The organism is Bremerella volcania (genome assembly GCF_007748115.1).
GTDB classification, from domain to species: domain Bacteria; phylum Planctomycetota; class Planctomycetia; order Pirellulales; family Pirellulaceae; genus Bremerella; species Bremerella volcania.
The window spans coordinates 2601474-2623229 of record NZ_CP036289.1 but is presented as its reverse complement, the minus strand read 5'-3'; the positions used below and the strand labels follow the sequence as shown (position 1 = coordinate 2623229).

20 protein-coding genes are annotated in these 21756 nt (G+C 57.6%); 5 read left to right on the top strand and 15 right to left on the bottom strand.

Annotated features, from left to right (window positions below; translation table 11 throughout):
* Positions 1–28 precede the first annotated feature (28 nt).
* Complete coding sequence (locus Pan97_RS10775; RefSeq protein ID WP_144972390.1) at positions 29–1156, top strand: serine/threonine-protein kinase; 1128 nt, start codon at positions 29–31, stop codon at positions 1154–1156.
* A 24-nt stretch (positions 1157–1180) separates the two neighbouring features.
* On the opposite strand, the gene Pan97_RS10770 is transcribed toward Pan97_RS10775, so the two are convergent.
* Positions 1181–2179 carry a Gfo/Idh/MocA family protein gene (locus Pan97_RS10770; RefSeq protein ID WP_144972388.1) on the bottom strand — a complete coding sequence of 333 codons (999 nt, stop codon included), beginning with the start codon at positions 2177–2179 and terminating at the stop codon, positions 1181–1183.
* 477 nt (positions 2180–2656) lie between these two features.
* On the opposite strand from Pan97_RS10770, the gene Pan97_RS10765 reads away from it, so the two are divergent.
* Entirely contained in the window at positions 2657–3088 is a 432-nt protein-coding gene (locus Pan97_RS10765; protein ID WP_144972386.1) for a thioredoxin family protein, read from the top strand.
* Between the two features lie 135 nt (positions 3089–3223).
* On the opposite strand, the gene Pan97_RS10760 is transcribed toward Pan97_RS10765, so the two are convergent.
* Both Pan97_RS10760 and Pan97_RS10755 read right to left on the bottom strand, forming a co-directional pair.
* Positions 3224–3748 carry a chemotaxis protein CheX gene (locus Pan97_RS10760; RefSeq protein ID WP_144972384.1) on the bottom strand — a complete coding sequence of 175 codons (525 nt, stop codon included), beginning with the start codon at positions 3746–3748 and terminating at the stop codon, positions 3224–3226.
* A 188-nt stretch (positions 3749–3936) separates the two neighbouring features.
* Positions 3937–5961, bottom strand: coding sequence for a sigma 54-interacting transcriptional regulator (locus Pan97_RS10755; RefSeq protein WP_144972383.1), 2025 nt, complete (start codon positions 5959–5961; stop codon positions 3937–3939).
* A gap of 561 nt (positions 5962–6522) precedes the next feature.
* On the opposite strand from Pan97_RS10755, the gene Pan97_RS10750 reads away from it, so the two are divergent.
* Positions 6523–7827 carry a DUF1598 domain-containing protein gene (locus tag Pan97_RS10750; RefSeq protein WP_165698696.1) on the top strand — a complete coding sequence of 435 codons (1305 nt, stop codon included), beginning with the start codon at positions 6523–6525 and terminating at the stop codon, positions 7825–7827.
* A gap of 55 nt (positions 7828–7882) precedes the next feature.
* On the opposite strand, the gene Pan97_RS10745 is transcribed toward Pan97_RS10750, so the two are convergent.
* From Pan97_RS10745 to Pan97_RS10700, 10 genes are all read right to left on the bottom strand, one after another.
* Positions 7883–8485 (bottom strand): amino acid kinase family protein, encoded by a 603-nt coding sequence (locus tag Pan97_RS10745; RefSeq protein ID WP_144972379.1) that lies wholly within the window; start codon positions 8483–8485, stop codon positions 7883–7885.
* A gap of 4 nt (positions 8486–8489) precedes the next feature.
* A complete protein-coding gene (locus tag Pan97_RS10740; protein WP_144972377.1) occupies positions 8490–9500 on the bottom strand; it encodes a hydantoinase/oxoprolinase family protein in 1011 nt (336 codons plus the stop codon).
* Between the two features lie 19 nt (positions 9501–9519).
* Entirely contained in the window at positions 9520–10545 is a 1026-nt protein-coding gene (locus tag Pan97_RS10735; RefSeq protein ID WP_144972375.1) for an ATP-grasp domain-containing protein, read from the bottom strand.
* A gap of 165 nt (positions 10546–10710) precedes the next feature.
* Entirely contained in the window at positions 10711–11031 is a 321-nt protein-coding gene (locus Pan97_RS10730) for a metal-sulfur cluster assembly factor (protein WP_144972373.1), read from the bottom strand.
* A 14-nt stretch (positions 11032–11045) separates the two neighbouring features.
* Positions 11046–11360, bottom strand: coding sequence for a non-heme iron oxygenase ferredoxin subunit (locus Pan97_RS10725; protein ID WP_144972371.1), 315 nt, complete (start codon positions 11358–11360; stop codon positions 11046–11048).
* Positions 11361–11495: 135 nt separating this feature from the next.
* Positions 11496–12821: a Fe-S cluster assembly protein SufD gene (gene sufD / locus Pan97_RS10720; protein WP_144972369.1), complete on the bottom strand. Its 1326-nt coding sequence runs from the start codon at positions 12819–12821 to the stop codon at positions 11496–11498.
* Between the two features lie 104 nt (positions 12822–12925).
* The gene (gene sufB, locus Pan97_RS10715; protein WP_144972367.1) at positions 12926–14341 is read right to left on the bottom strand and encodes a Fe-S cluster assembly protein SufB; all 1416 of its coding nucleotides are present in this window, start codon (positions 14339–14341) and stop codon (positions 12926–12928) included.
* A gap of 119 nt (positions 14342–14460) precedes the next feature.
* Positions 14461–15276 carry a Fe-S cluster assembly ATPase SufC gene (sufC, locus tag Pan97_RS10710; RefSeq protein WP_144972365.1) on the bottom strand — a complete coding sequence of 272 codons (816 nt, stop codon included), beginning with the start codon at positions 15274–15276 and terminating at the stop codon, positions 14461–14463.
* Between the two features lie 61 nt (positions 15277–15337).
* A complete protein-coding gene (locus tag Pan97_RS10705) occupies positions 15338–15937 on the bottom strand; it encodes an NADH-quinone oxidoreductase subunit B (protein ID WP_144972363.1) in 600 nt (199 codons plus the stop codon).
* A 1-nt stretch (position 15938) separates the two neighbouring features.
* Positions 15939–16619, bottom strand: coding sequence for a helix-turn-helix transcriptional regulator (locus Pan97_RS10700; protein ID WP_144972361.1), 681 nt, complete (start codon positions 16617–16619; stop codon positions 15939–15941).
* A 291-nt stretch (positions 16620–16910) separates the two neighbouring features.
* On the opposite strand from Pan97_RS10700, the gene Pan97_RS10695 reads away from it, so the two are divergent.
* Positions 16911–19169: an alanine/glycine:cation symporter family protein gene (locus Pan97_RS10695; protein WP_144972359.1), complete on the top strand. Its 2259-nt coding sequence runs from the start codon at positions 16911–16913 to the stop codon at positions 19167–19169.
* A gap of 74 nt (positions 19170–19243) precedes the next feature.
* A complete protein-coding gene (locus tag Pan97_RS10690; RefSeq protein WP_144972357.1) occupies positions 19244–19864 on the top strand; it encodes a hypothetical protein in 621 nt (206 codons plus the stop codon).
* A 94-nt stretch (positions 19865–19958) separates the two neighbouring features.
* On the opposite strand, the gene dusB is transcribed toward Pan97_RS10690, so the two are convergent.
* Together dusB and Pan97_RS10680 are read right to left on the bottom strand one after the other, a co-directional pair.
* Positions 19959–21032, bottom strand: a complete 1074-nt coding sequence (dusB, locus tag Pan97_RS10685) for a tRNA dihydrouridine synthase DusB (protein ID WP_144972355.1) — start codon at positions 21030–21032, stop codon at positions 19959–19961.
* A gap of 75 nt (positions 21033–21107) precedes the next feature.
* Positions 21108–21737: a hypothetical protein gene (locus Pan97_RS10680; RefSeq protein WP_144972353.1), complete on the bottom strand. Its 630-nt coding sequence runs from the start codon at positions 21735–21737 to the stop codon at positions 21108–21110.
* Positions 21738–21756 lie beyond the last annotated feature (19 nt).

The window sequence follows — 21756 nt, the reverse complement described above, 5'->3', positions numbered from 1 at the left end:
CGATGACGCCGACAGGAAGTCGCTACTCATGCTAACCACGACGCAACAGAATCTTCAGCCGACTCTTTCTTTGGATGGCGCAGCCACCGAGCGGAAGTGCCCAGTCGAGTTGATGCAGCGTTACGAATCGCTCATTTCGGCCAAACGATCGAGTTGGACCGAGCATTACGCGCTGCGTCGCCTGCTCGGTTCTGGTGGACAAGGCCTGGTGTTTCTGACCGAGCGACGTGGTGCCAACGGTTTTACCCTTCCCTTGGCCATCAAGATCTTCTCGCCCGAGCGTTTCGAGAGTGCCACGCACTACGACGAAGCAATGGCCAGAAGTGCGCGAGTGGCTTCCCGTGTTGCACAGATTCAGCAGCACAACCTGTTGGAGATCCACAACTTCCTCGAGTCCAGCACGATCCGCGTGATGGTGATGGAATGGGTGGATGGCTACGACCTGCAGAAGCTGTCGACGCCAGGTATGGTCGAACGCATTCGCCCGCAGGTATCCGACCAGCGATGGGACTACATCAACCAGGTCGTCGTGACCAAAGGACCGCAACAGCCGCGTTTCAAGCCGGGTGTCGCCGTGGCGATCGCACGGGACTGCCTGGCCGCGCTTGCGGCGCTCCACCGAGACGGCGTGGTCCATGCCGATGTGAAGCCATCGAACATCATGCTCAAGCGTACCGGTACGGCCAAGCTGATTGATATCGGCTCGGCCTTTGAAATCGACAACGCTCCTGACTCGCGGACATGTACGCCGGCCTATGCGGCTCCGGAAGTCCTGGAAGGAGCCGAAGCGACGCCACGTAGCGACTTGGCCAGCTTGGGCTACGTGTTGATCGAGATGCTCTCGGGAAGATCCCTCTTTGGCCACATCAGGAACTTCCGGGAACTGCTCGAGACGAAGCGTTTCCTGGCGCAGCGTCTGTTGGAGATCCTTCCCGAGGAAGTGACCTGCAACGAACTGCTGATGAACTTCTGCCGACGGTTGATCGCTCCAGATCCGTCGCGACGCTTCCCTTCAGCGGAAGATGCCGACCTGCGATCTGGCGGGGCCGCTTCGTTTCATCGCCAACTGGTCAAAGGAGACCTGGCGGTCGAATACGACAACGAGATCCGCCTGTGGATCGAAGAGCTTCAACAAACCGAAGAAGATCCTATCTAACCGAAGCTTCCTCAGTTGGCCAAGCTAAAAGTTAACGCGGCGGTTCTCGGCAATGCTTTGCCGGGCCGCCTGAATCACGCGGGTCGATTCGCGGAATTCGGTCAAGCAGTCGAAGTGATTGTTGCCGTTTTCCAGCAAGCGGTGGAACGCCGAGAAAAGCCGTTCGCCGACCGGGCGTTCCCCTTCCAGCGATTCCATGTGCCGGCCAGCTCCGTTGAACCAGATCAACGTGTTGGGCAGATCGATAAACGCGATCCCATTCTCGCAACAAACCTGCATCGCGGCTGGCGGGCGGAATGAGACGGCCTCAGGCCAATCGTTACGCAAGTAGGTCCCCGCACTGATTTGGGCGACGACGCGTTGGCTGGGATCTTCCTTCGACTGGAAGTCGACGCTCAGCATTTGATATTCCATGTCGCTGGGGTCTTCAGCTCGAGGGTAGCTGACGCTCATCAGCGACTCCGGCTTTCCGTCGACAATGTAGCGGCACCAGTCGAAGATCTCGGCCAGGTAACGCTGAATAATGAGCCAGCGAGGGCTGTTGGCTCCTTGGGCCGGTGTGATTCGATGGTGGCAAAAGATCAGCTTCGGCCGCCCCAACTGCGTGGCGATAAGTTCTTTCAGCCGAATCGTAGCCGGGGCAAAACGCCGCGGAAATTCGACCATGAAAGGGACCTTGGTCGACTCCACAAGCCGGACGACTTCGCTCTGGGCCTGGGAATCGAGTTCCAGGGCCGTATTCAGATAAACGGCTTTCCCCGCGGAACAAGCCGATTGCAGCGGCAACAGGCCCGACCACTGCTGATCGAGCAAAAAAACCGCGTCGATGTGGTCCGCCGAAATGGCGCGGCGAAAGCCATGCGGGGATAGCGCATTGAACTGCGACGCGGCACTCTTCGCCCGTAAGGCTACTTCATCGCAGATGAATTCGACCTTAAAGCGATCTTGCAGAGAGTGAAGAGCAGGGCGGTGACGCGACTCCCAGTCGCACCCCAATCCAACCACGCCAATATGTAACACCATACAGGGATACGTCCTTGAATTCTTCCAGGCAATTGCCCCGGCACGTTCGCCGTAACTATTTACTATTGAAGCATTTCTGCTAGCACAACTCTAGTCGGAAATGCAATTTCTTTTTCGCCTTTCCAACCTGCGGTCAGCAAGCAACTTCATGCGACAACCCGAAAAGTCTTTGGGAAGTTCTCATCTTGGACACTTGTCACCGGTTTCTGAATCGTTAAACTTGGCCCAGACCTCAGGACCGGTCACCGCACAAACCCATTGTGCTGCGTTGGGTGGTCAAGACAGCGAGTTGAACTCGTTCACCCGGAGTCGCAGAAGCTTGCGACTTTCCCGCAAAACAAACGTGACTGGAATCCAACAACGACAACCACATCCCACCCAAGTTTTCTGGACTACGTGGTCTGTTTGTTCACCTGTGACCCAAGGTGCAGGCCCAATTCAAGCTAACGGGCAGAATTAAAGTAAGGAACGATTTTTATGCTCGGTATTACCATGGCCATTCTGTTGCAAGTTTCCGCCGTTGGCGATTCGACGGCCGATTACAACACGGCGTTCAAAGACGCCTCGGAAACTGGCAAGCCGATGCTCGTCCTCGTCGGCACAGATTGGTGCCCGGCATGCGTGACGATGAAGCAATCGATCATCCCACGCCTGCAACGTGCCGGCCGTTTGAGTGGCGTTGTCTACACGGAAGTCGATGCGGACGCCCAGCCACGCATCGCTCATCGCATCATGTCAGGTGGAGGCTATCCGCAACTGGCCCTGTACCGCAAGACGAAAGATGGCTGGCGCCGTCAGATTCTGGTTGGCGTCCAATCGGAATCGACCATCCAGACGCTTGTCGACCGCGCGGTTGCCGCTCAAGAGTCGGAAGCCAACAAGCTGGAAGTCCTGCCGATTTCGCAGTAGTTTTTACTGCGACAACGCGATGCCCGCGGTATCGCGGCACTACCAAAAGAAATAGGGCGGTTCATCTCGACCGCCCTGATCACGCCCGAAGCATCCCTGGGGATGCTTCTCTATTCGCCGCGGCGCGGCTTATTCTTACAGCTTCAAGAAGCACATGTTGACCGAAAGCAGTCGGTCGTCCAGCATGATCGCTTCCGAATTATCGTGCTCGAAGGTCGCGCTGACGAACTCGAGTCCTCGCGCGAATGCCATTTTGTAGCCTTCGCCCACGATCACCGATGGAACGGTGATTCCCTGGAACGAAAAACCTGTCTTCGCCAGGTTCGATTTGATACCACCGCAGATCATGTTGGTAACTTCACCCGCACCGTCGACAACCTGGCTGGTAAGTTTGCCGAACTCTTCTTGCAGCAGCCCTTCCACCACGTTGATCGCCACCATTTCCGACATGTTCACCGTGATGAATCCGGAAACGCGTCCATGAACGCCAATGATGCCGGTCACCAGACCATTCTCATGTAGCGGCACCCGGGCCACGCCCACGCAGCGTGCGGTTGTACCGCACATGGTCAGGGCATTCTCAACGGAAGTCACCACCGCTTCGGCGAGAACGTTGTTGGTTCCTGCCAGACCAGACGTGTTATCAATAACGGTTGCCATATTCGCACTCACCTATGGGAATACAGTGAACGATTGTTCGGCGTTCGATTGCCACGCAAGTATGGGATAACTTTGCCGGAGAAATCTGGCAGGGAGAAAGTTGGCGGACCTTGGCAAGGACCATCAACAGTCCCAACCGGAATAACCGTTACAACGAGACCGAAAGCCCCACCCGTTTGGCCAGCAAATTACGCTTCGGCAGGGGGCTGAATGTGATATCGGCGAATCTTTCGATCGAGCGTCGATCGTTCGATTCCCAGAATGCCCGCGGTCCGGCTCTTGTTCCAGCCGGTTGCCCGCAACGTCGCGCCGATATGACGCTTTTCCAGATCGGCGAGTGAAAGTGGTTCGTAGCCACTCTTGGTCGCATTCAACTCGGCCGTATCCCCGCTGGCAGTCAGGTTCGACAAGGCCAGGTCCTCGGAACTGATCCGCTCCGATTGGGCCAGCACGACGGCTCGTTCGATCACGTTCTTCAGTTCACGAACGTTCCCCGGCCAGCGATACTTCTGCAAGTCGTCGATCGCTGATTGGGTGAAGCCCAGGATCTTCCGCCCCGTCTCGGCGTTGTATTTCTGGACGAAGTACGAAGCCAGTTCGAGGATGTCTTCAGGGCGCTTTCGCAGCGGAGGAACGTTCACTTCCACCACGCGCAGTCGGAAGAACAGGTCGCGTCGGAAACGCCCCCGTTCGACTTCTTTCTCCAGATCTCGGTTGGTCGCCGCGATCACGCGCACATCGACCTGCACCGCGTCGTTCCCACCAACCCGCTCGAACGGATGCCCTTCGAGCACGCGGAGGAACTTGGCCTGAATCGCCTCGCTCATCTCGCCAATTTCATCGAGCATCAGCGTACCGCGATGGGCCGCTTCAAACTTACCAACCTTGCGATCCGTTGCCCCGGTGAATGCCCCTTTCTCGTGACCGAACAGTTCGCTTTCCAGCAGCGATTCACTAAGCGCGGCGCAGTTCAAACAAACGAATGGACCTTTCTTACGCGTACTCGCAAAGTGAACCGCCCGGGCAACCAGCTCTTTGCCGACACCACTTTCGCCGGTAATCAGAATGGTCGCTCGACTCGGAGCGACTCGGGCAACCTGCTTCTGCACGTCAAGAATCAGCGGACTGCTGCCAACGATATTGCTTTCCGCACCCAAGCGTTGACGCAGCTCGTCGATTTCAACCATCGACTGCGAGATGGTCTCGGTCAGTTCCTGCTGACGCTCGAGATTCTTGAGGGCCAACGCGACGTTTTCAGCCACGGCCAGCGTAAACTCGAGATCTTCCGGATCGGGAATCCGCCCGGTATCGGTCGAGTAAAGATGAATCAGGCCGATCACCTTGCCGTTCTGTCGGATCGGAGCGGCAAGCACGCTGGTCGCGTGAATATCCCCTTTGCTGTCGCGGCTGCCGAAGCGGCTGTCGTCAGTCACATTGCGGGCCAAGACCGCTTCCCCCTCGCGCAGCACCGTATTGGCCAGAAACCTCGAGATCCGGTGATAGACCGGCAACTTGTCGGTTCGGGAACTGATCAGTTCCAGGTCCTTCTCAGTCGCTGGTCCTTTGAACGTACGAGGAATCAACAGCACGGCACCCGAATCGACCTGGGTGCTTTCAAACAAACCCTCCAGGGCCAGGTTGGCCACGGCGATCACGTCGGCCTGTTGGGCAAGCTCGAACGCCAACTGACACAAACGAGCCGCTGCCCGGCCGACACGCGGCACGACCGAGCTTTCTTTCGCGTCTTGGATTTCCGGCTTAAGAAAACGCGTTTGCTGCCGACGGTGCGTGATGTTGGTTGGCTCGGCGATGTCGAGCACGTGTTCGCTGTCGTAGCCGGCAATCGTTTGATCGACGTCAGCGTTGGAGTCGAACAGATGATTGCTGCTGGAAGAACCAGCGGGAAACGCGGTAGACAGATCGTTGACGAACGCCAATTGCGTATTGGCCACGCGGATAATATTGCCAGGCGTCAGCGCCTGGTCGCCGCGAATCGGGGAATCTTCGACGGTCGTTCCATTTCGCGAGTCGAGGTCGCGAATGGTCCAGACGCCCTGCGAGAGGAAGATTTCGGCGTGGTAGCGGCTACAGCGATCGTCCTTGATGACAATCTGATTGGTGGGCGCGCGGCCGATCGTGACATTCTGCCCTTCGACGAGTCGAAAAACGTCCGTCCATTTGGATCCTTCACGAATAATCAAATACGCGATCATTCTGTTTTTTTGCTGACCTTGCTATCCAGAACTCGCCACCCCGACGAACCACCTATCGCCGATAATTGTATCGTAATAATACACTTATACGCACGAGTTTGTTCGCAGCAAAATCATTGGTGGTCAATTTTGCGCCGGTTATCGGGAAATGCCCCCATCGGTTGGTGTTCCCTTCCTATGGGACAGCTGGGTAGAATAGGCAGATACAAGGTGGGCTACCAATCCCCAAAAAACGCACAGCCCGACTATGAAGATTCGGAAAATGGGATTTAGACCGAATCCTTGCAACGGATTTCGGGCCGAACTATTGTAGATTGAATGGAAATCCCAACTTGCGCGGATTTTCTTACCTTGTCGGACTAGCCGGTGTGGGCAAATTTGGCCTGCACGGGATCATCATCCTTTCACTGACTGAGCTTTAAAACGGCTCTTTTTAGGCCAAGCGACGTTTCACCAGCAAGGTGACGTCCGTGCTGGTCTATCGCGATAAAACCGGAGATCTTTCGAATGAAAGCCTTTGTGCTCCCGCGCGTTCGCTTTGCTCTACTTATGGTATTTGGCATGAGTCTCGCCGCAGCTTCTGCTCAAGCAGGACAGGTCGGCTTCCGACAAAATGCCGTCGGTGGTGTTTCCATCGATGCCCAAGGGCAGCTGACTTCCGCTCGTCCGGAAGTGAAGCGTCAGCTTCGCCAGGAAATGATGAACGCCTTGGAAAAGGTGCCCGGCGATTTGGCGACCCCGGTCAAGATGCGAAAGGTCTCGCTTCGCGGCTTGAACGCAGCGATCAAAGCTTCGCAGGAAAACAACGGCGGTAAGCTGCCCGATGCCGTGAAGTACATGGCCGGTCTGCAGCGTATCGAATATGTCTTCGTCGACGAGGCAAACAACGACGTCATCCTTGCTGGTCCAGCCGAAGGTTGGACCGTTGATGAGTCGGGCAACGTGGTCGGTGTCACCACCGGTCGTCCGGTTCTGCTGTTGGAAGACTTCATCGTCGCTATGCGTTCGACCGAAGAAGCTCGCCGCGGCGGCATCACCTGCTCGATCGATCCAACGGCTGAAGGTCGTCAGAATCTGGACAACTACCTGGCCAGCCTGACTCGCATGGACGCCAGCGTGAAAGACGGCGTTGAACGAGCCATGGGTGCCCAGGTCATCACCATCACCGGCGTGCCCAAAGATAGCCACTTTGCCCGCGTGCTGGTTGCCGCTGACTTCCGCATGAAACGAATCGCCATGCACCTGGATCCGAGCCCCGTTCGCGGTCTGCCGAGCTATCTCGACATGCTTCCTTCGGCTCGCTCGGTGCAGAACGCCATGCCACGTTGGTGGTTGGCTTGCAACTACCAGCCACTGGCCCAAAGCGAAGACGGCCTGGCCTGGCAACTGCGTGGTCCTGGCGTGAAGGCCATGACCGAAGACGAAATCATCGCCGAAGATGGCTCGGTGGCTCAAACCGGCAAGGTCAGCGCCATCCCGCAGAAGTGGGCCGATGCGATGACCAAGAACTACGAAGAGCTTTCGGCGGAAGACAAGATCTTCGGCGAACTGCGAAACGTGATGGACATGTGCGTGATCGCCGCTCTGCTGGAAAAGGAACAGCTGCTAACCAAAGCCGACCTCGACCTGGACATGATCAAGAGCCAGACGAGTCCCGTCAAGTTGGAAAAGTTCGCCACGCCTGATACCGTGCCAACCTTCTTCAGCGCCATGAAGAAGGGTCGCCAATGGGTAATCACCGCTTCGGGCGGCGTCGACATCAACTCGTGGGAAGTCGCCAGCCACACCGAAAACGTCGCCGGCATGGACAAGCTGCGAACCGAGCAGCTGGCCTCCAACACCAACAACATCTGGTGGTGGAACTAGTCTCGCGACTTTCGCAGAAACGATCAACAAACGGCCTTCCAAGTGAAGGCCGTTTTTATTGCGCTCGCAGGTTTGCCCACACGATGCGTTTCACGTACGGGGCGATCTGAGGAAACAGCTCGTCCACCGCTCCATCCTTCGCCAGTGCGTCCCACGAGGCGTCTGCGGGGCGATCGATCGATTTCACCAGCACCAGTTTCTGGGCCCCCCAATTAGCTGCCAGCGCCGCGGCGATCGAATCGCTGGTGAGTCGCCAGTCGGTGGGAATCTCGCCACACGTCTCTTCGATGCTCGGCAGCTGCGTGTTCCAGCTGTCGATCACATCCCACACTTGGATTGCTGGTTCGTGGTGGCCCTGTTTCCAAGATTGGATCGCGAACTGCTGTGCTTCCAGGTCGCTCACCACAGACTGCTGCAACAAAGCAGCCACCAGCGAAGCCGAGAGGCGCATCGCATGGAGTGCCAGCTGATGGCTGACGAGCGCGTCGAGCCGATGTACCTGGTCCATCTTTCGCACGCTATCGGCGAACATGCCGCCACCGGGAATGATCACCACCGGCAAAGCAGGGGACTGCTGGGCGTACAACTGGCGCATTCGCTCGGCCAGCTCAGGCAGGTCCAACAGACTTCCACCCAACTTCCAAACGGCAAAGCCCATCCGCTTAGTCCCAGGCCTCTTCGGCCAGAATCGCAAGCGCGTAGGCCGGGGCACATCGTGCGGCGTTGGCACCGATCAGGTCGGTCAGATACTCGCGGTGCGTTACTACGCCGGCCGAATCGAGTGCGGCCTCGGCCAGAAAGTCACCATGACCACTGATGACGGTCAGCTCGACATTCATCTTCAACTCTTCCACCACCTGACGAATGCCGGTGGCAATCTTTTTGACCATGATCGAGTTCAGCTCGCGCGCCATCTCGTTGATCTCGGTCCAGGTCACCTCATCGCCGTCGGCACAAATCATGCGAGCCAGACGCGTCTTGGCGAACTCACGCGTGGCAGGACGTCCGTCGGCGGTGCCGTGATTCTCGGGCTCTTCGTCGAACAGCCCCAGGGCGAGCAAGACGTCAATCGAGGTCGCAAACCATTCGTTCGCCACCGGAACGCGCTTGCCGCGGAAGTTAACGTAATCGGTGATGCCGCAGATCGGCGTCCGTTCGACGCCCAGATAAACGAGTTCACCCGCCAGAAGTCGGCATAAGTCCGATTTCGACTTGCTGGCAACCTGGCCGTCGATCAGGGGAATGATATCGGTCGTGGTGGAACCGACGTCGACCACCAGCCCGCTCTTTCCCTGAAACCACTGACCACCAAAGCGGCCCAGGGCATGCCAGTTGGCGGCCGCGACCGAAAGGGGATCCAAGATGCCGTCTTCCAGCGAAACCATCTTGCCGGTGACGGTATAGACCTTCACGGGGTAGTCGGTAAAGACCTCGCGAATCGCGGCCAGGACAAAGCGAACTCCTTCCGCTTTCGAGCCAAAGCAGTCGGCAAGCTCGGCGGTCATCGTCACGGCCACACGATCAAAGACCGGAGTCATCCCCAGCACATGCTTCAGATTGACGACTAGTTCGTGTTTCTTCTTCCAGATCGCGAAAGGAAAAGAGTGAGCGAAACCATCGCCCGTCGCAATTTTGATGTTGGCTCCTCCAACGTCAACGCCCAGGACCGTCATACGCTCTTTATTTCCTTAGTTAAAGGATCTCAAAATCGACCTCGCCGCAGCCTACCCTCGGCTCGAAGTCCCGGCCGGCGACCACGTCCAACATGGCTTGGGCCAGGTTGTTCTTCAACAATAGCCGTAAGCCCACGTACGAACTCGTCAGCCGCGGGTTCAGATCGACCGCGACATCCTCCTTTCCCTCGGGACTAGGCCCCAAGATCATATCAAGCCCGACGTAGCCCCGGAAAGGGGGCATCGCCCTAATTGCTTGCGCCGCAAGGCGATGCGCTCGCACATTCAAGTCCAACGGAATAGGCAAGCTTCCTCCATGGTATTTCAAATCTTTATCAAGTGTTTGAAATGCGGCCGGCAGAAGAAAGAAATCCGCACCATTGCCCAGTGCTGCGCAACTTACCGCATCGCCATATACCTTGGGCTGTATGAGATATTTTTCACTATCGACGAATTGACCGTTGACCTCGAATCCGGCATTCCAAGAAAGTACTCCCTCCGAGCCTGCTCCGTCGGAGGGCTTTGTGACCACCGGAAGATCTAACAAGTGCTCCCACGTTGACCGCTGGTGGACCTGAAACGTGTCGATCGTGCGAACCGACGCGTCGCGCCACCGTTGGAAGCACTTCCATTTGCACGAGGCCTGCTCGACGAACGTCGAATCGGGACTGAGCAGAAACGCGCCGTCCTCTTCGGCCCATTTCGTTCGTTCGTAATGTAACCCATCGAACTCGGGAGCAATCACCAGCGTGGCCTCGGTCGACTTAACCGCATCGTGAAACGCCGTTCGTTCTCCCTCAGGCCCTTCGACCGTGATTTGCTGAGACGCGGCTACCGAAAGCGTCGGCAAGCGAGAATCACGCAGCACGGTCACCTTCAGACCGTCGATCGCCGCGAAGTCGTCGACAACCGCGGCCAGCATGGCCGTGCCTTCTTTCAGTAGAGACCCGCTCGGGGCAGGCGAACCGGGGACGCAGTAGAGACCACCCCCAGTAATCAATTCATACACAAAAACGCTGCGAGGATTAGAAGGTCGCGACGTCATCACTAACGCTTCTTGCCCCCATCTAAGTTGTGTGTCGACTTACAATCTTGTGCCACTGCCCCCCTCGGCAGTGCGACTTAGGCACAAGCTTGCGAGACGATTTCAACTTCCAAGAGCACTGGTCAGAGGCCAGTGGCAAACGGAAGCTTTCCACTGCTGAATTATCTAGAAGATCCCCAACTGATCGCGGGCATCTTCGGTCATGCGATCTGGCGACCAGGGTGGATCCATGACGATCTTCACGTCGACGTCCCCAACCCCTTCCATCTGCGAAACGAACTGCTTCGCACCACCGATCAGTTGCGGACCAGCCGGACAGGCAGGACTGGTCATGGTCATGTTGATCAAGACCTTCTTGTCTTCCGAGTCTTCGATATCCTCGAAGTTCACCTCGTACACCAGGCCCAGATCGACGATGTTCACGAAGAGTTCCGGGTCGATCACGTTCTTAAGTTGTTCGCGGACGGTGTCTTCCGATAGTGCCATCGGTGGGCTCCTTCTTAGTCAACAAGGCGAACGTAGACGTCGCCCCCTTCAATCTTCGCTTCGTGGACCTGGGTCGGCTGCGTGGCTGGCATCAGCGTCGGCTTGCCGGTCCGAATGTCGAACTTGGCTCCGTGACGGGGGCACTCGATCTCGTAACCATCCAAGTCCCCTTCGCCCAGCGGTCCATCGTCGTGGGTGCAGACGTCATCCAAACAGTATACCTGACCTCCGGCATGAATCACGATCACAAAACGATCGTCGACTTCAAACACTTCTTTTCCAGGGTCAGGAATCTCGCTGAGAGCCGCGACACGCACAAAGTCGGACATTCGGTTTACTTACTTACAGAGCAGGATGTGGGTTAAGGAGTTGAGCTACGAAAAATGCAGGGCCAGCGTGTCGCGGGTCACTAAGCAGGTACTCAGTTTCCGACCCGCGACACGCGGGCCCTACTTCCTTACATGTTAATCGTATTCGCGAACACGACGGGCAATCGCGTGCCCCAGGGCTTCGCGAACCGATTCGAGCGTAATGCGGTCGAAGACCTGCTGGAAGAAGCCGGTCACAATCATTCGCATTGCTTCCTTACGGGTATAACCGCGAGTCATCGCGTAGAAGATCTGCTCTTCGTCGACCTTGCCGGTCGTTGCCCCGTGGGTACAGCGAACGTCGTCCGCTTCGATTTCCAAGCCAGGAATTGAGTCAGCCCGGCTGTGTTCGGTCAGCAGCAGGTTGTCGATACGCTGGTAGCCGTCGGTCTTCTGGGCACCTGGGGCGACCTTGATCATGCCTCGCCATACGGTGCGCGAGTGATCCTGCAGGGCGGCCTTGTACAGGAAGTTGCTCGTACAGCTTGGAGCCCGGTGGTACTGCTGCGTGTGGTAGGAAAGATGCTGCTTTCCTTCGGTGAAGAGCACCCCGTTCACTTCGCAGTGGGCACCTGGCTTGTCGAGCGCGACGTGCTGATTCACTTTCGACAGGCGGCTACCGAGTGCTCCAAGCGTCCAGAACAGGTTGCCGTCTTGTCCGACGCAACCTTTCTGCTGTGCGAAGTGCCAGACCTTCTCGCCCCAGTTCTGCAGGTTCACGAAGCGGAGGTTGGCTCGGTCGCCGACGATCACTTCGATCGCGCCGCAGTGGAAGCCAGGCTGATCGTTATCCAGGCTGGCCGATTCGGTCAGCACGGTTGCCTGGGCACCCTCTTCCAGCACGATCAGCGTGTGGGCCAGGTCGACTCCGTTGTCGCCGATCAGGTTCAACACGTGCAGCGGCTGCTCGACCTGAACGTTACGAGGAACGTACAGAAACGCACCGCCGCTGAAGTAAGCGCCGTGCAGGGCGCTGAACTTGTCGAAGTTCGGGTCGAATTCGCCTTGGAAGAGATACTTCTTCACCAAGTCGCCATGCTCGGCCAGCACCGTGCGGAAGTCGCCGAAAATGACGCCTTTGGCCTTAAGCTCTTCGCTGATGTTGCTCACGGCGGTCTTGCCGTTGAGCGAAATAACCTGGCCGCCGATGTCGACCCCTTCGGCGAGAAGCCCGCTGGGCAAGGTCGCCGGATCGACTTCGGTCGTAAAGCTGGGCGGATCGAACTTCTTCAGGCTAAAGCCGCGGATGTCGGTTCGCATCCACTCTTCTTCCTTGCGGGTCGGCCAGTCCTTCTGCTCGAAGCTCTCGAAAGCCTCCTGGCGAAGATCGACCAGCCACTGCGGCTCGTTCAGCTGATTGACGTACTGATTGAATGCTTCGGCATTCCAGTTTTCGACGGTGGTTGCGGCTGCCACGCTCATGATATCGCTAATGTTCGGGTCTTAACGGTCAAAGAAAAATGGCCAAGCACGCCAGCTCGATCGACGCTGCTTGGCCCAAATTGGGAGACGAAAAGTTCAGTCGACTAACCGACCGAACCTTCCATTTGCAGCTCGATCAAGCGGTTCAGTTCGACCGCGTATTCCATCGGCAGTTCCTTCACCAGCGGCTCGATGAAACCGTTGACGATCATCGTGCTCGCTTCCGCTTCGGTCAGGCCGCGGCTCATCAGGTAGAAGAGTTGCTCTTCACCAATCCGCGAGACGCTCGCTTCGTGACCGATCGCCACATCGGGTTCCATGATTTCGATGTAGGGGTAGGTATCGGTCTGGCTTTCGGGATCGAGGATCAACGCATCGCACACGACGCTGCACTTGGTGTTATGGGCACCTTCCTCGACGCGAACCAGCCCGCGATAGCTACCGCGACCGCCATCCTTCGAGATACTCTTGGAAATGATCTGTCCGGAAGTGTTCGGGGCACAGTGAACCAGCTTGGCGCCGGTATCCTGGTGTTGATGCTTGCCGGCGAACGCGATCGAAAGGATCTCGCCGCGGGCACCTGGTTCCATCAGGTAAACGGCCGGATACTTCATCGTCAGATGGCTACCCAGGTTCCCGTCGACCCATTCCATGGTGGCGTCGGCGTAAGCCAGGGCTCGCTTGGTCACCAGGTTGTAGATGTTGTTCGCCCAGTTCTGGATCGTGCTGTAACGGCAACGCGAACCCTTCTTGGCGATCACTTCCACCACGGCCGAGTGCAGGCTCTCCGACGAGTACATCGGCGCGGTGCAACCTTCGACGTAGTGAATTTTCGCCCCTTCGTCGACGATGATCAGCGTACGCTCGAACTGCCCCATGCTCTCTTCGTTGATACGGAAGTAGGTTTGCAGAGGGAATTCGATTTCCACGCCAGGAGGAACGTAGATGAACGAACCGCCTGACCAGACCGCCGAGTTGAGCGCGGCGAACTTGTTGTCGTGCGGTGGAATCACCGTGCCGAAGTATTCCTTCAGCAGTTGGGGGTGTTCACGCAAGGCGGTGTCGGTATCGGTGAAGATCACACCCTTCTGGGCGAGGTCTTCCTGCAGCGAGCCGTACACCACTTCGCTCTCGAACTGAGCTTTCACGCCGGCCAGGTATTGGCGTTCGGCTTCGGGAATGCCCAGCTTCTCGAACGTTTCCTTGATCTCGATCGGCACATCATCCCACGTCTTGCCTTGCTTTTCGGTCGGCTTCAGATAGTAGTAGATGTCCTGGAAGTCGAGATTGATCTCGCCGCCCCACTTGGGCATCGGCTTGGAGTTGAAGATCTCCAGCGAGTCCAAACGGAACTTCCGCATCCAATCGGGTTCTTCCTTGATGTCCGAGATCTGATTGACGACCTCGGCGTTCAATCCCTTCTTGGCCTTGAAGACACCCTTGCTGGTCGTGCGGAAATCGTACTTGTTGATTTCACCGATCGGGCTTTGTACGCCAGTGTCCGTAATATCAGTGGCCATTGTCTCTCCAAACTATTTGAATATCGTCGGTGGCGATGGATTGGGCTGCTTCACGCTTGGTGCCTGGTCGCAGTTCAGGCCGCGAAGCGAATCGCACGGTGACTAATACGCGCTTGTAATTAAACCGTTTGCTCTTCGTCTTGCATCGCACGTTCCATGGCAGCCGCATCGGGATAGGCCTTGCGAATGCGCTCGTAACCGTTGGAATGCAGTTCGTGAGCCAGTTCGACGCCGCCGCTTTCGACGATGCGTCCACCCAGCATCACGTGAGCATGCGAGGGTGGGTTGTGCTCGAGCAGCTTGTCGTGATGGGTGATGATGAGCAGCCCCATCTCTTCGCCACCGATCTGGGCGATACTCTGGCTGGCCAGACGCACGGCGTCGGCGTCCAGACCGCTGTCGGTCTCGTCCAGGATGGCGAACTTCGGCTGCAGCATGGCCAACTGAAGGATCTCGGCCCGCTTCATTTCACCACCAGAGAAACCGTCGTTGACGTAACGACGAGCGAACTCGGTGTCCATCTGAAGCTGGCTCATCTTCTCTTTGATTTCCTTGCGGAATTCCCGCATGGGGATCAGGTCTTCCCCTTCCTTGCGTTCTGGGTTGCGAACGTTGGTCGTCGCGTGACGCAGGAAGTCGGCCAGGCGAACGCCGGGGATGGCGATCGGGCGTTGGAAGGCCATGAACAAACCGAGTCGGGCTCGTTCGTCCGCTTCCATCTCAGTGACGTCGACATCGTTCAGCAAGATGCGACCCTCGGTCACTTCGTACTTGGGATGCCCCATGATGGCGAAACCGAGCGTGCTCTTACCGGAACCGTTCGGGCCCATCAGAGCGTGCGTTTCACCACGCTTCAGTTGGAGGTTCACGCCATTGAGGATCGGCTTCTCATCTACCGAAACATGCAAATTCTCAATCTTCAATACGTCGGTCATTCGTGACTATTCGCTCTTTTCGAGTCTCAACGGGAGGCGACGCCGCAAGGCGTCATGAAAGTTACTTACCAGTATGTTTTTGATGTTGGGTCAACGGGTTTTCCGATCCGGTCGCTTCGACGTAACCGGAATGATGCGGCACGGGCAACTCGTCTTGGACGCGTGCGCCATTCTTCTTGTTGATGCGATGTCCACGGATCTTATCCTGGATTCGCATCAACCCTTCCAACAGTGCCTCCGGCCGTGGAGGACATCCAGGGACGTAAACGTCCACCGGCACAACCAGGTCAACTCCTTTGACCACGTGATACCCATACTTGAAGTAAGGACCGCCGCCCACGGTACAAGCGCCCATGGCGATGACGTACTTCGGATCAGGCATCATGTTGTAGAGCCGCCGAACTCGGCTGGCCATTTTGTAGGTGACCGTGCCTGCCACGATCATCAAGTCTGCCTGGCGGGGGGAAGCCCGAAACGCTCCGGCACCGAAGCGGTCGATGTCAAAGCGACTCGCCCCGACGGCCATCATTTCGATCGCGCAACAGGCCAGCCCAAACGTCATGGGCCAAATGCTTGCCTGCTGTCCCCAGTTGATGGCCTGTTCGATGGTCGTCGTGATGACGTTCTCTTCGAAGCGGCCTTCAATCCATGGCTTGGTCATGCTACACGCTTTCCGATTCCGAGTTGATTTGCGTCAACTCGTAGGTGCAACAACTCTCGCCATCGAGTCGACAATGGCTCAACTCCATGTTCTGACCCACCAACTCGGCGAACATTGCTCTTTCGAGGGCACACACCGCTCGATCCTGCTCGGCCAAATCGGGATAAGGACAAGCCAGCACGTTAAGGACCGGCTTTCCTTCGGTGTCTTCTTCATATTCCAGCGGAATCTGGCGACCGATGAACAAGGCCATCAGATCGTGAATCCGCTCGTGGGCGTCTTCGCCGTGAATCTGGCTGGCATACATCTCGACCAATCGCTTGGCGATCCGCGAAATGAGTCCTTGCTTGACGTCGGGGTCTTCAATGGAACGAATCTCATCCCACAAAGCCAAAGCCAAGTCAGCGTAGTTGGCCCCAGTCTTGCGTTCCCCTTTGGTGGTCAAGCGATACTTGTGAGTCGGTCGGCCGCGGCCGGCCTTGGAGGTGATCCGCTCGACGTAGCCTTGCCCCATCAAGCGATTTAAGCGTTGACGCACGGCCGTCGCCGTTACTTCCATCGCCACGGCCATTTCAGCCGTGGTCAAGGAAGGAGTCCTCCGCAACAAGTCGAGCACGACCAAGTCAGTCGGGAAGACCTCGTTGGCCCAGCGTGTGTCATTTTGCGCGGAATTGGAGTTCATTCGCCTAAAATCACGGTTGGACGACTGGCAATCTGCTAGCCGTATCGCTAAGTTGTGTCAGTACCCTAATGTTAGGGATTATCGCATTTTTGACAAGTATATATTTGTTAAATCGCGAGCCCCTGACAAACGTTGCCGTAACCTCTTTCCATGAAAAAGGTTAAGAACTGAGGCAACTACTGCTCCCTAATCGCCCCAGCTCATCCAATTCGGAACGACTACTAGAACAACCTTCCATCCCCGGCGAGCCCCACAGCCGAATCAGGAAGGTTGGCAGTTTGGGAATATTGCATGATCGCAAGTCGACACTCCACGCCTTGGCATCTGGCGTTGCTATCGCTCGTCGCTCTATCTCTTTTACCGCTGGCAACTTACGGCCAGGACAGTCCGCCGGAAGAGCCTGCTGCGGAAGCTCCGGCCCCACCCGATCAAGACCAGCCGGCCGAAGAGTCCCAAGCTTCCTCGGATGACGCCTACCCGGCCCCGGTAAGCCTGACCGATAGCGAACCTTGGACGGCGTTCCAGTACTTCGATAAGCCGTTCGAGTGGATGGTCGGCAAGATGGCTCAAACGCTGTTCTACCGCGTCTTCTCGACCGAGCGGCAGTATGCTCAGATGGACGACGTCGTCTATTACGTGCGCGACCGCGGAACCGACGGTCCTTTCGTGATCGCTGAGAACAGCAAGGTCCGCAAGCCGGCCAATCTGCCAGACCAGATCGACGAGGAAAAGGTTCACCAATGGGCCGAGCTAGGCAAGATCTCGACTTCCCCCAACCCCGACCGAGATTATCGTCTTGGCGTTCTGCATCGCACCGACGCGGCCGGCAAAGAGAAAGAGCAGCCGGTTGATTACGTTCTGTACGTCATCAACAACTCAACTAAATACGTGCGGATCAAGGAAGGGGACAAGATCACCTTCCAGCCGGTCACCAAACTGCGTAACTCGCTCAACGAAGACGAATCGACCTGGCTCACGCCAGAGGAAATCCAAAAGCGGGCCCACGAAGGTAAACTAGCCCTAAGTGGAAACAATCCCCCGGATACCCCGTACCTCTTCACCGAATATGTCGGCGGGGCTCCGATCGTGGTGCTATGGCTCTCGGGCGGTGCCGTCTTCTTCACTATCTTCTTCGCGTTCGTCAACTTCTGGGGATTCGGCCACGCCGTCAGCATCGTCCGCGGAACGTACGACAACCCCGACGAGCCCGGCGAAGTGACTCACTTCCAGGCCCTCGCCTCGGCTCTTTCCGCGACGGTGGGTCTGGGCAACATCGCTGGCGTGACCATTGCCATGTCGGCCGGCGGACCAGGGGCGTTCTTCTGGATGCTGCTGTGCGGCTTCTTTGGGATGACCAGTAAATTCGTCGAGTGCACTCTCGGTCAGATGTACCGCGAAGTCAAGCCAGACGGCACGATCCTCGGCGGCCCCATGCAGTACCTGACCCATGCGTTCGCCCAGTTTGGTCTGAAGCCAATCGGCCAGGTCATGGCGATCATCTTTGCCATCATGTGCATCATGGCCAGCTTCGGCGGCGGGAACATGTTCCAAGCCAATCAGGCCGCATCAATGGTGCTGACCGTGGTTCAAGACAAAGAATTGGGAGAACTGAGCAAAGTCAAAAGCGAACTGAGCGCCGCGGCTAGCCAAGGAGAACTGGAAAAGGTTCGCGAACTCGAAAAACGTAAGACGGAACTACAAGCCAAAGTCGACGCCTTCGAAAGCACCTTCAATCCCATCTTTGGGATCGCGATGGCGTTTTTCGTCGGGCTGGTCATCATCGGCGGGATCAAACGCATCGGTGCCACGGCCAGTAAAGTCGTGCCGGCGATGTGCCTGATATACATCCTGGCGTGCCTGTGGATCATTGGGGCTCACATTACGCAGCTTCCGGAACTGATCGCCCAGATCTTCACCGAGGCATTCAACCCTGAGGCCGTACGCGGCGGTATCCTCGGCGTGATCGTCATCGGCGTTCAACGCGCGGCGTTCAGCAACGAGGCCGGCGTCGGTAGTGCGGCAATCGCCCATAGTGCCGCCAAGACGGACGAGCCTGTTCGCGAAGGCTTCGTCGCCCTGTTGGGTCCGTTCATCGATACGATTGTCGTCTGCTCGATGACGGCACTGGTCATTCTGATTACCGGTGCCTGGGACAATCGCGGCTGGATCTTGGATCAGGGTCTGGAAGGGGTTCAGCTGACGGCGGAAGCCTTCGAGGCTGAACTCTGGTGGTTCCCCTACATCCTGATGGTCGCCGTGGTTCTGTTTGCCTTCTCGACGATCGTTTCGTGGAGCTACTACGGCGAACGCTGCTGGGAACGCCTGTTCGGGGCTCGCAGCATTTACGTCTACAAGGTGATCTTCGTGTTCGCCGTGTTCATCGGAACGATCTTCGAACTGGGCAGCGTCCTCGATTTTTCCGACTTCATGATCCTCTCGATGGCCTTCCCTAACATCTTGGGTGCGTTGCTGTTAGCGCCTAAGGTACGCACGGCCTTGGGTGAGTACTGGAAAAAATATAAGGCCGGCGAGTTCAAGAAATTCAAGTAAGCCGCGAATGACTTCCTGAGTGGGAGATCCGATTTCATCTCCCACGTTTCCCCCCGGAAAAAGGAAGTTGTCCGATGTGTTCGCGCCCGTGCCACGAATCGAATCAGTGTCACCATAAGAAGTCCTCCACGAATGTCCTGGGCGCCTGGGGCTTCGGGATTTCGTTGTTTGGTCTATTGATGACCTTCGGTCTGTTGTGCCCGCTGGGCCTGCTGCTGAGCTTCTTCGGCCTGTTTGCCAAGAAGCGGGGCATCGCCATCGCCGGCACGATCATTGGCGGGATCGGCACGACCATCGTTGCCATCGGCGTCGGCTCGATCGCCATGGCCGCCTCGGCGGTGCACCACTACCAGGTCGAAGTCCCCAAGATCGAAGAGACCCGCCACGTGCTCGACACGGCCTGCGTCGAAATCGAGTCGTACCGCCAAGAGAACAACAAGCTGCCCGAGGGAATCGAAGGGAACAAGCTGGTCCTCAAGTTTGAAGACGCCTACGGCAATGCCGTTCGCTACGAACCGGAAGACGACGGACGGTTCGCCATTCGCAGTGCCGGCATCGACGGCAAGTTCGATACCAGCGACGACCTGCGAATGCTCAACACCGAGCGGGCCCTGAACGAACCCATCGCCTCGCACGCAACGAACTTCCACGGCCACAAATGGCACGTCCAGAAGCACCGCCACTGCGGCTGGTAAATGAAGTTGGCATAGAGATGTCAGGCACCGCGACACGACCTCCAAGGCCTTGGCCCTATCCCCGCGAGGGCGATGGGACAAAATCTGGCGCACTCTAAGCTGGTGCCGGAGTCTCAATCGGGAAGTGCTTCTCGACCACTTCGTAGAACTCCTGCGGCGTGGCGACGTTGGCCACGTGCTTGCGGAAGTGACGTGCTCCGGATTTGCCCTGGGCGTAACAGCAAGCGAACTTCCGCATCAGCAGCGTCCCTTTACTCTCGCCGAATCGCTGCACCACCAGGTCGTAATGCTTGAGCATGCAGTCGCGCTGCTCGACCAGGGTCGGCTCCGGCGGGATCGGCTTACCGGCGATTGCCGCGGCCGCTTGGGCAAACAGCCAAGGTCGCCCCAGGCACGCGCGAGCAATCATCACGCCGTCGACGTCGAAGTTGCGAAACGCTCGGTAAACCTTCTCGGCCGAATCGAGGTCGCCATTACCGATCAGCGGGATCTTCTTCAGGTGCGATTTGATCTCGGAGATCCGTTCCCAGTCCGCTTCCCCTTTGAAGAACTGCGCCGCAACCCGGCCGTGCACCGTCAGCGCCGCGGCACCACTCTGCTCGACGACCTGGGCGATGTCGTTCGCGTTAATCGAATCCATCGAGCAGCCCAGGCGAATCTTCGCCGTCACCGGCGTCGGAGCACATGCCTCGACCAGCTTCGAGATAATCTGCCCCATCCGCTCTGGGACCCGCAAGAGGTACGATCCGCTGTGGGCCTTCTCGGTGACCTGCTTCACCGGGCAGCCGAAGTTGATGTCGACGACGCTCACCTTGAACTCTTCGACCAGGCGGCGTCCCACCTTGGCCATCACTTCCGGCTGGTTGTCCCAAATCTGAACGGCCAGCGGACGGGCCTCGTCTTCGACGCCCCACAGCCGGTCAGGGAACTCGGCTTCATGTTCATCGAGCCAATGAAACCCGCGGGCATTGACCATTTCGGTCGCCAGTAAGCCCGCACCGCCGTAACCGCGCACGATCTGCCGGAAGGCATAGTTGGTGAAGCCCGCCATGGGGGCCTGCAGGATCGGCGGATCGATGACCATATCGCCGATTTTGAGCGGCGGCAGCTTGAGGTCTTCAGTGGTCGGCTCGATGCCGGTCAGGTCGAATTGATGCGGAGTATCCATGGGCTTTATCGTTTCCCACTCGGCTAAAATCGTCAAGTGGCAAACTGGAAAGCCGCAATGACTTACAGCATGGCTCTAAGGAATGCGGCTCGGGCTGATCGAGCCGCTCGTGGTGCTGCTGGAGGCCTGGGGCGTTGCCGACCAGTTGGCACCGGGCATGGTAGACGTCGCCGGAGGAGCGAGCGCCGTCGACGGGGCCGACTGAACCGGGACCACCTCGGTCACCTCGTTCACGTGCATCCCCCGCATGTAAGGATTTGTGTTGCTGGACGAGGGACTGCCAGACGAAATGGTCGTCGAACCGGACGTCGCAGGCGTGCCGGTCGAGGTCGACATGTTCACTTCTTCGGTATAGCTGGCTGGCACGACACTGCCGTTACTACTTCCACTGGGCGAAGACTCACTCACGCTACGCCACTGCTGTTGACCATAGCTCGACGGTGGCGAGGTCGTGGGGGCCGTATTGGGTGGCGGCGTGAACTGGGCAGGCGGATTGGTCTGGTAGCCACCCTGAATGGTCGGAACCTGGCTAGAAGGTGGTGCCTGATAATACGGAGCCGTCTGGGCAGGCTGCCCATAGGTTTGCGTGCCCGGTGGCGGAAGACGCGTCGGTCCGTAGACGGCAAAAGGATTCATCTGCGACTGCTGGTTCTGGCAGCCGGCCATCAAAAGCAAAAGAAAGCTTGCAGAAACGAGGCTTCTCATAGGAAATCCTTTTCCGGAT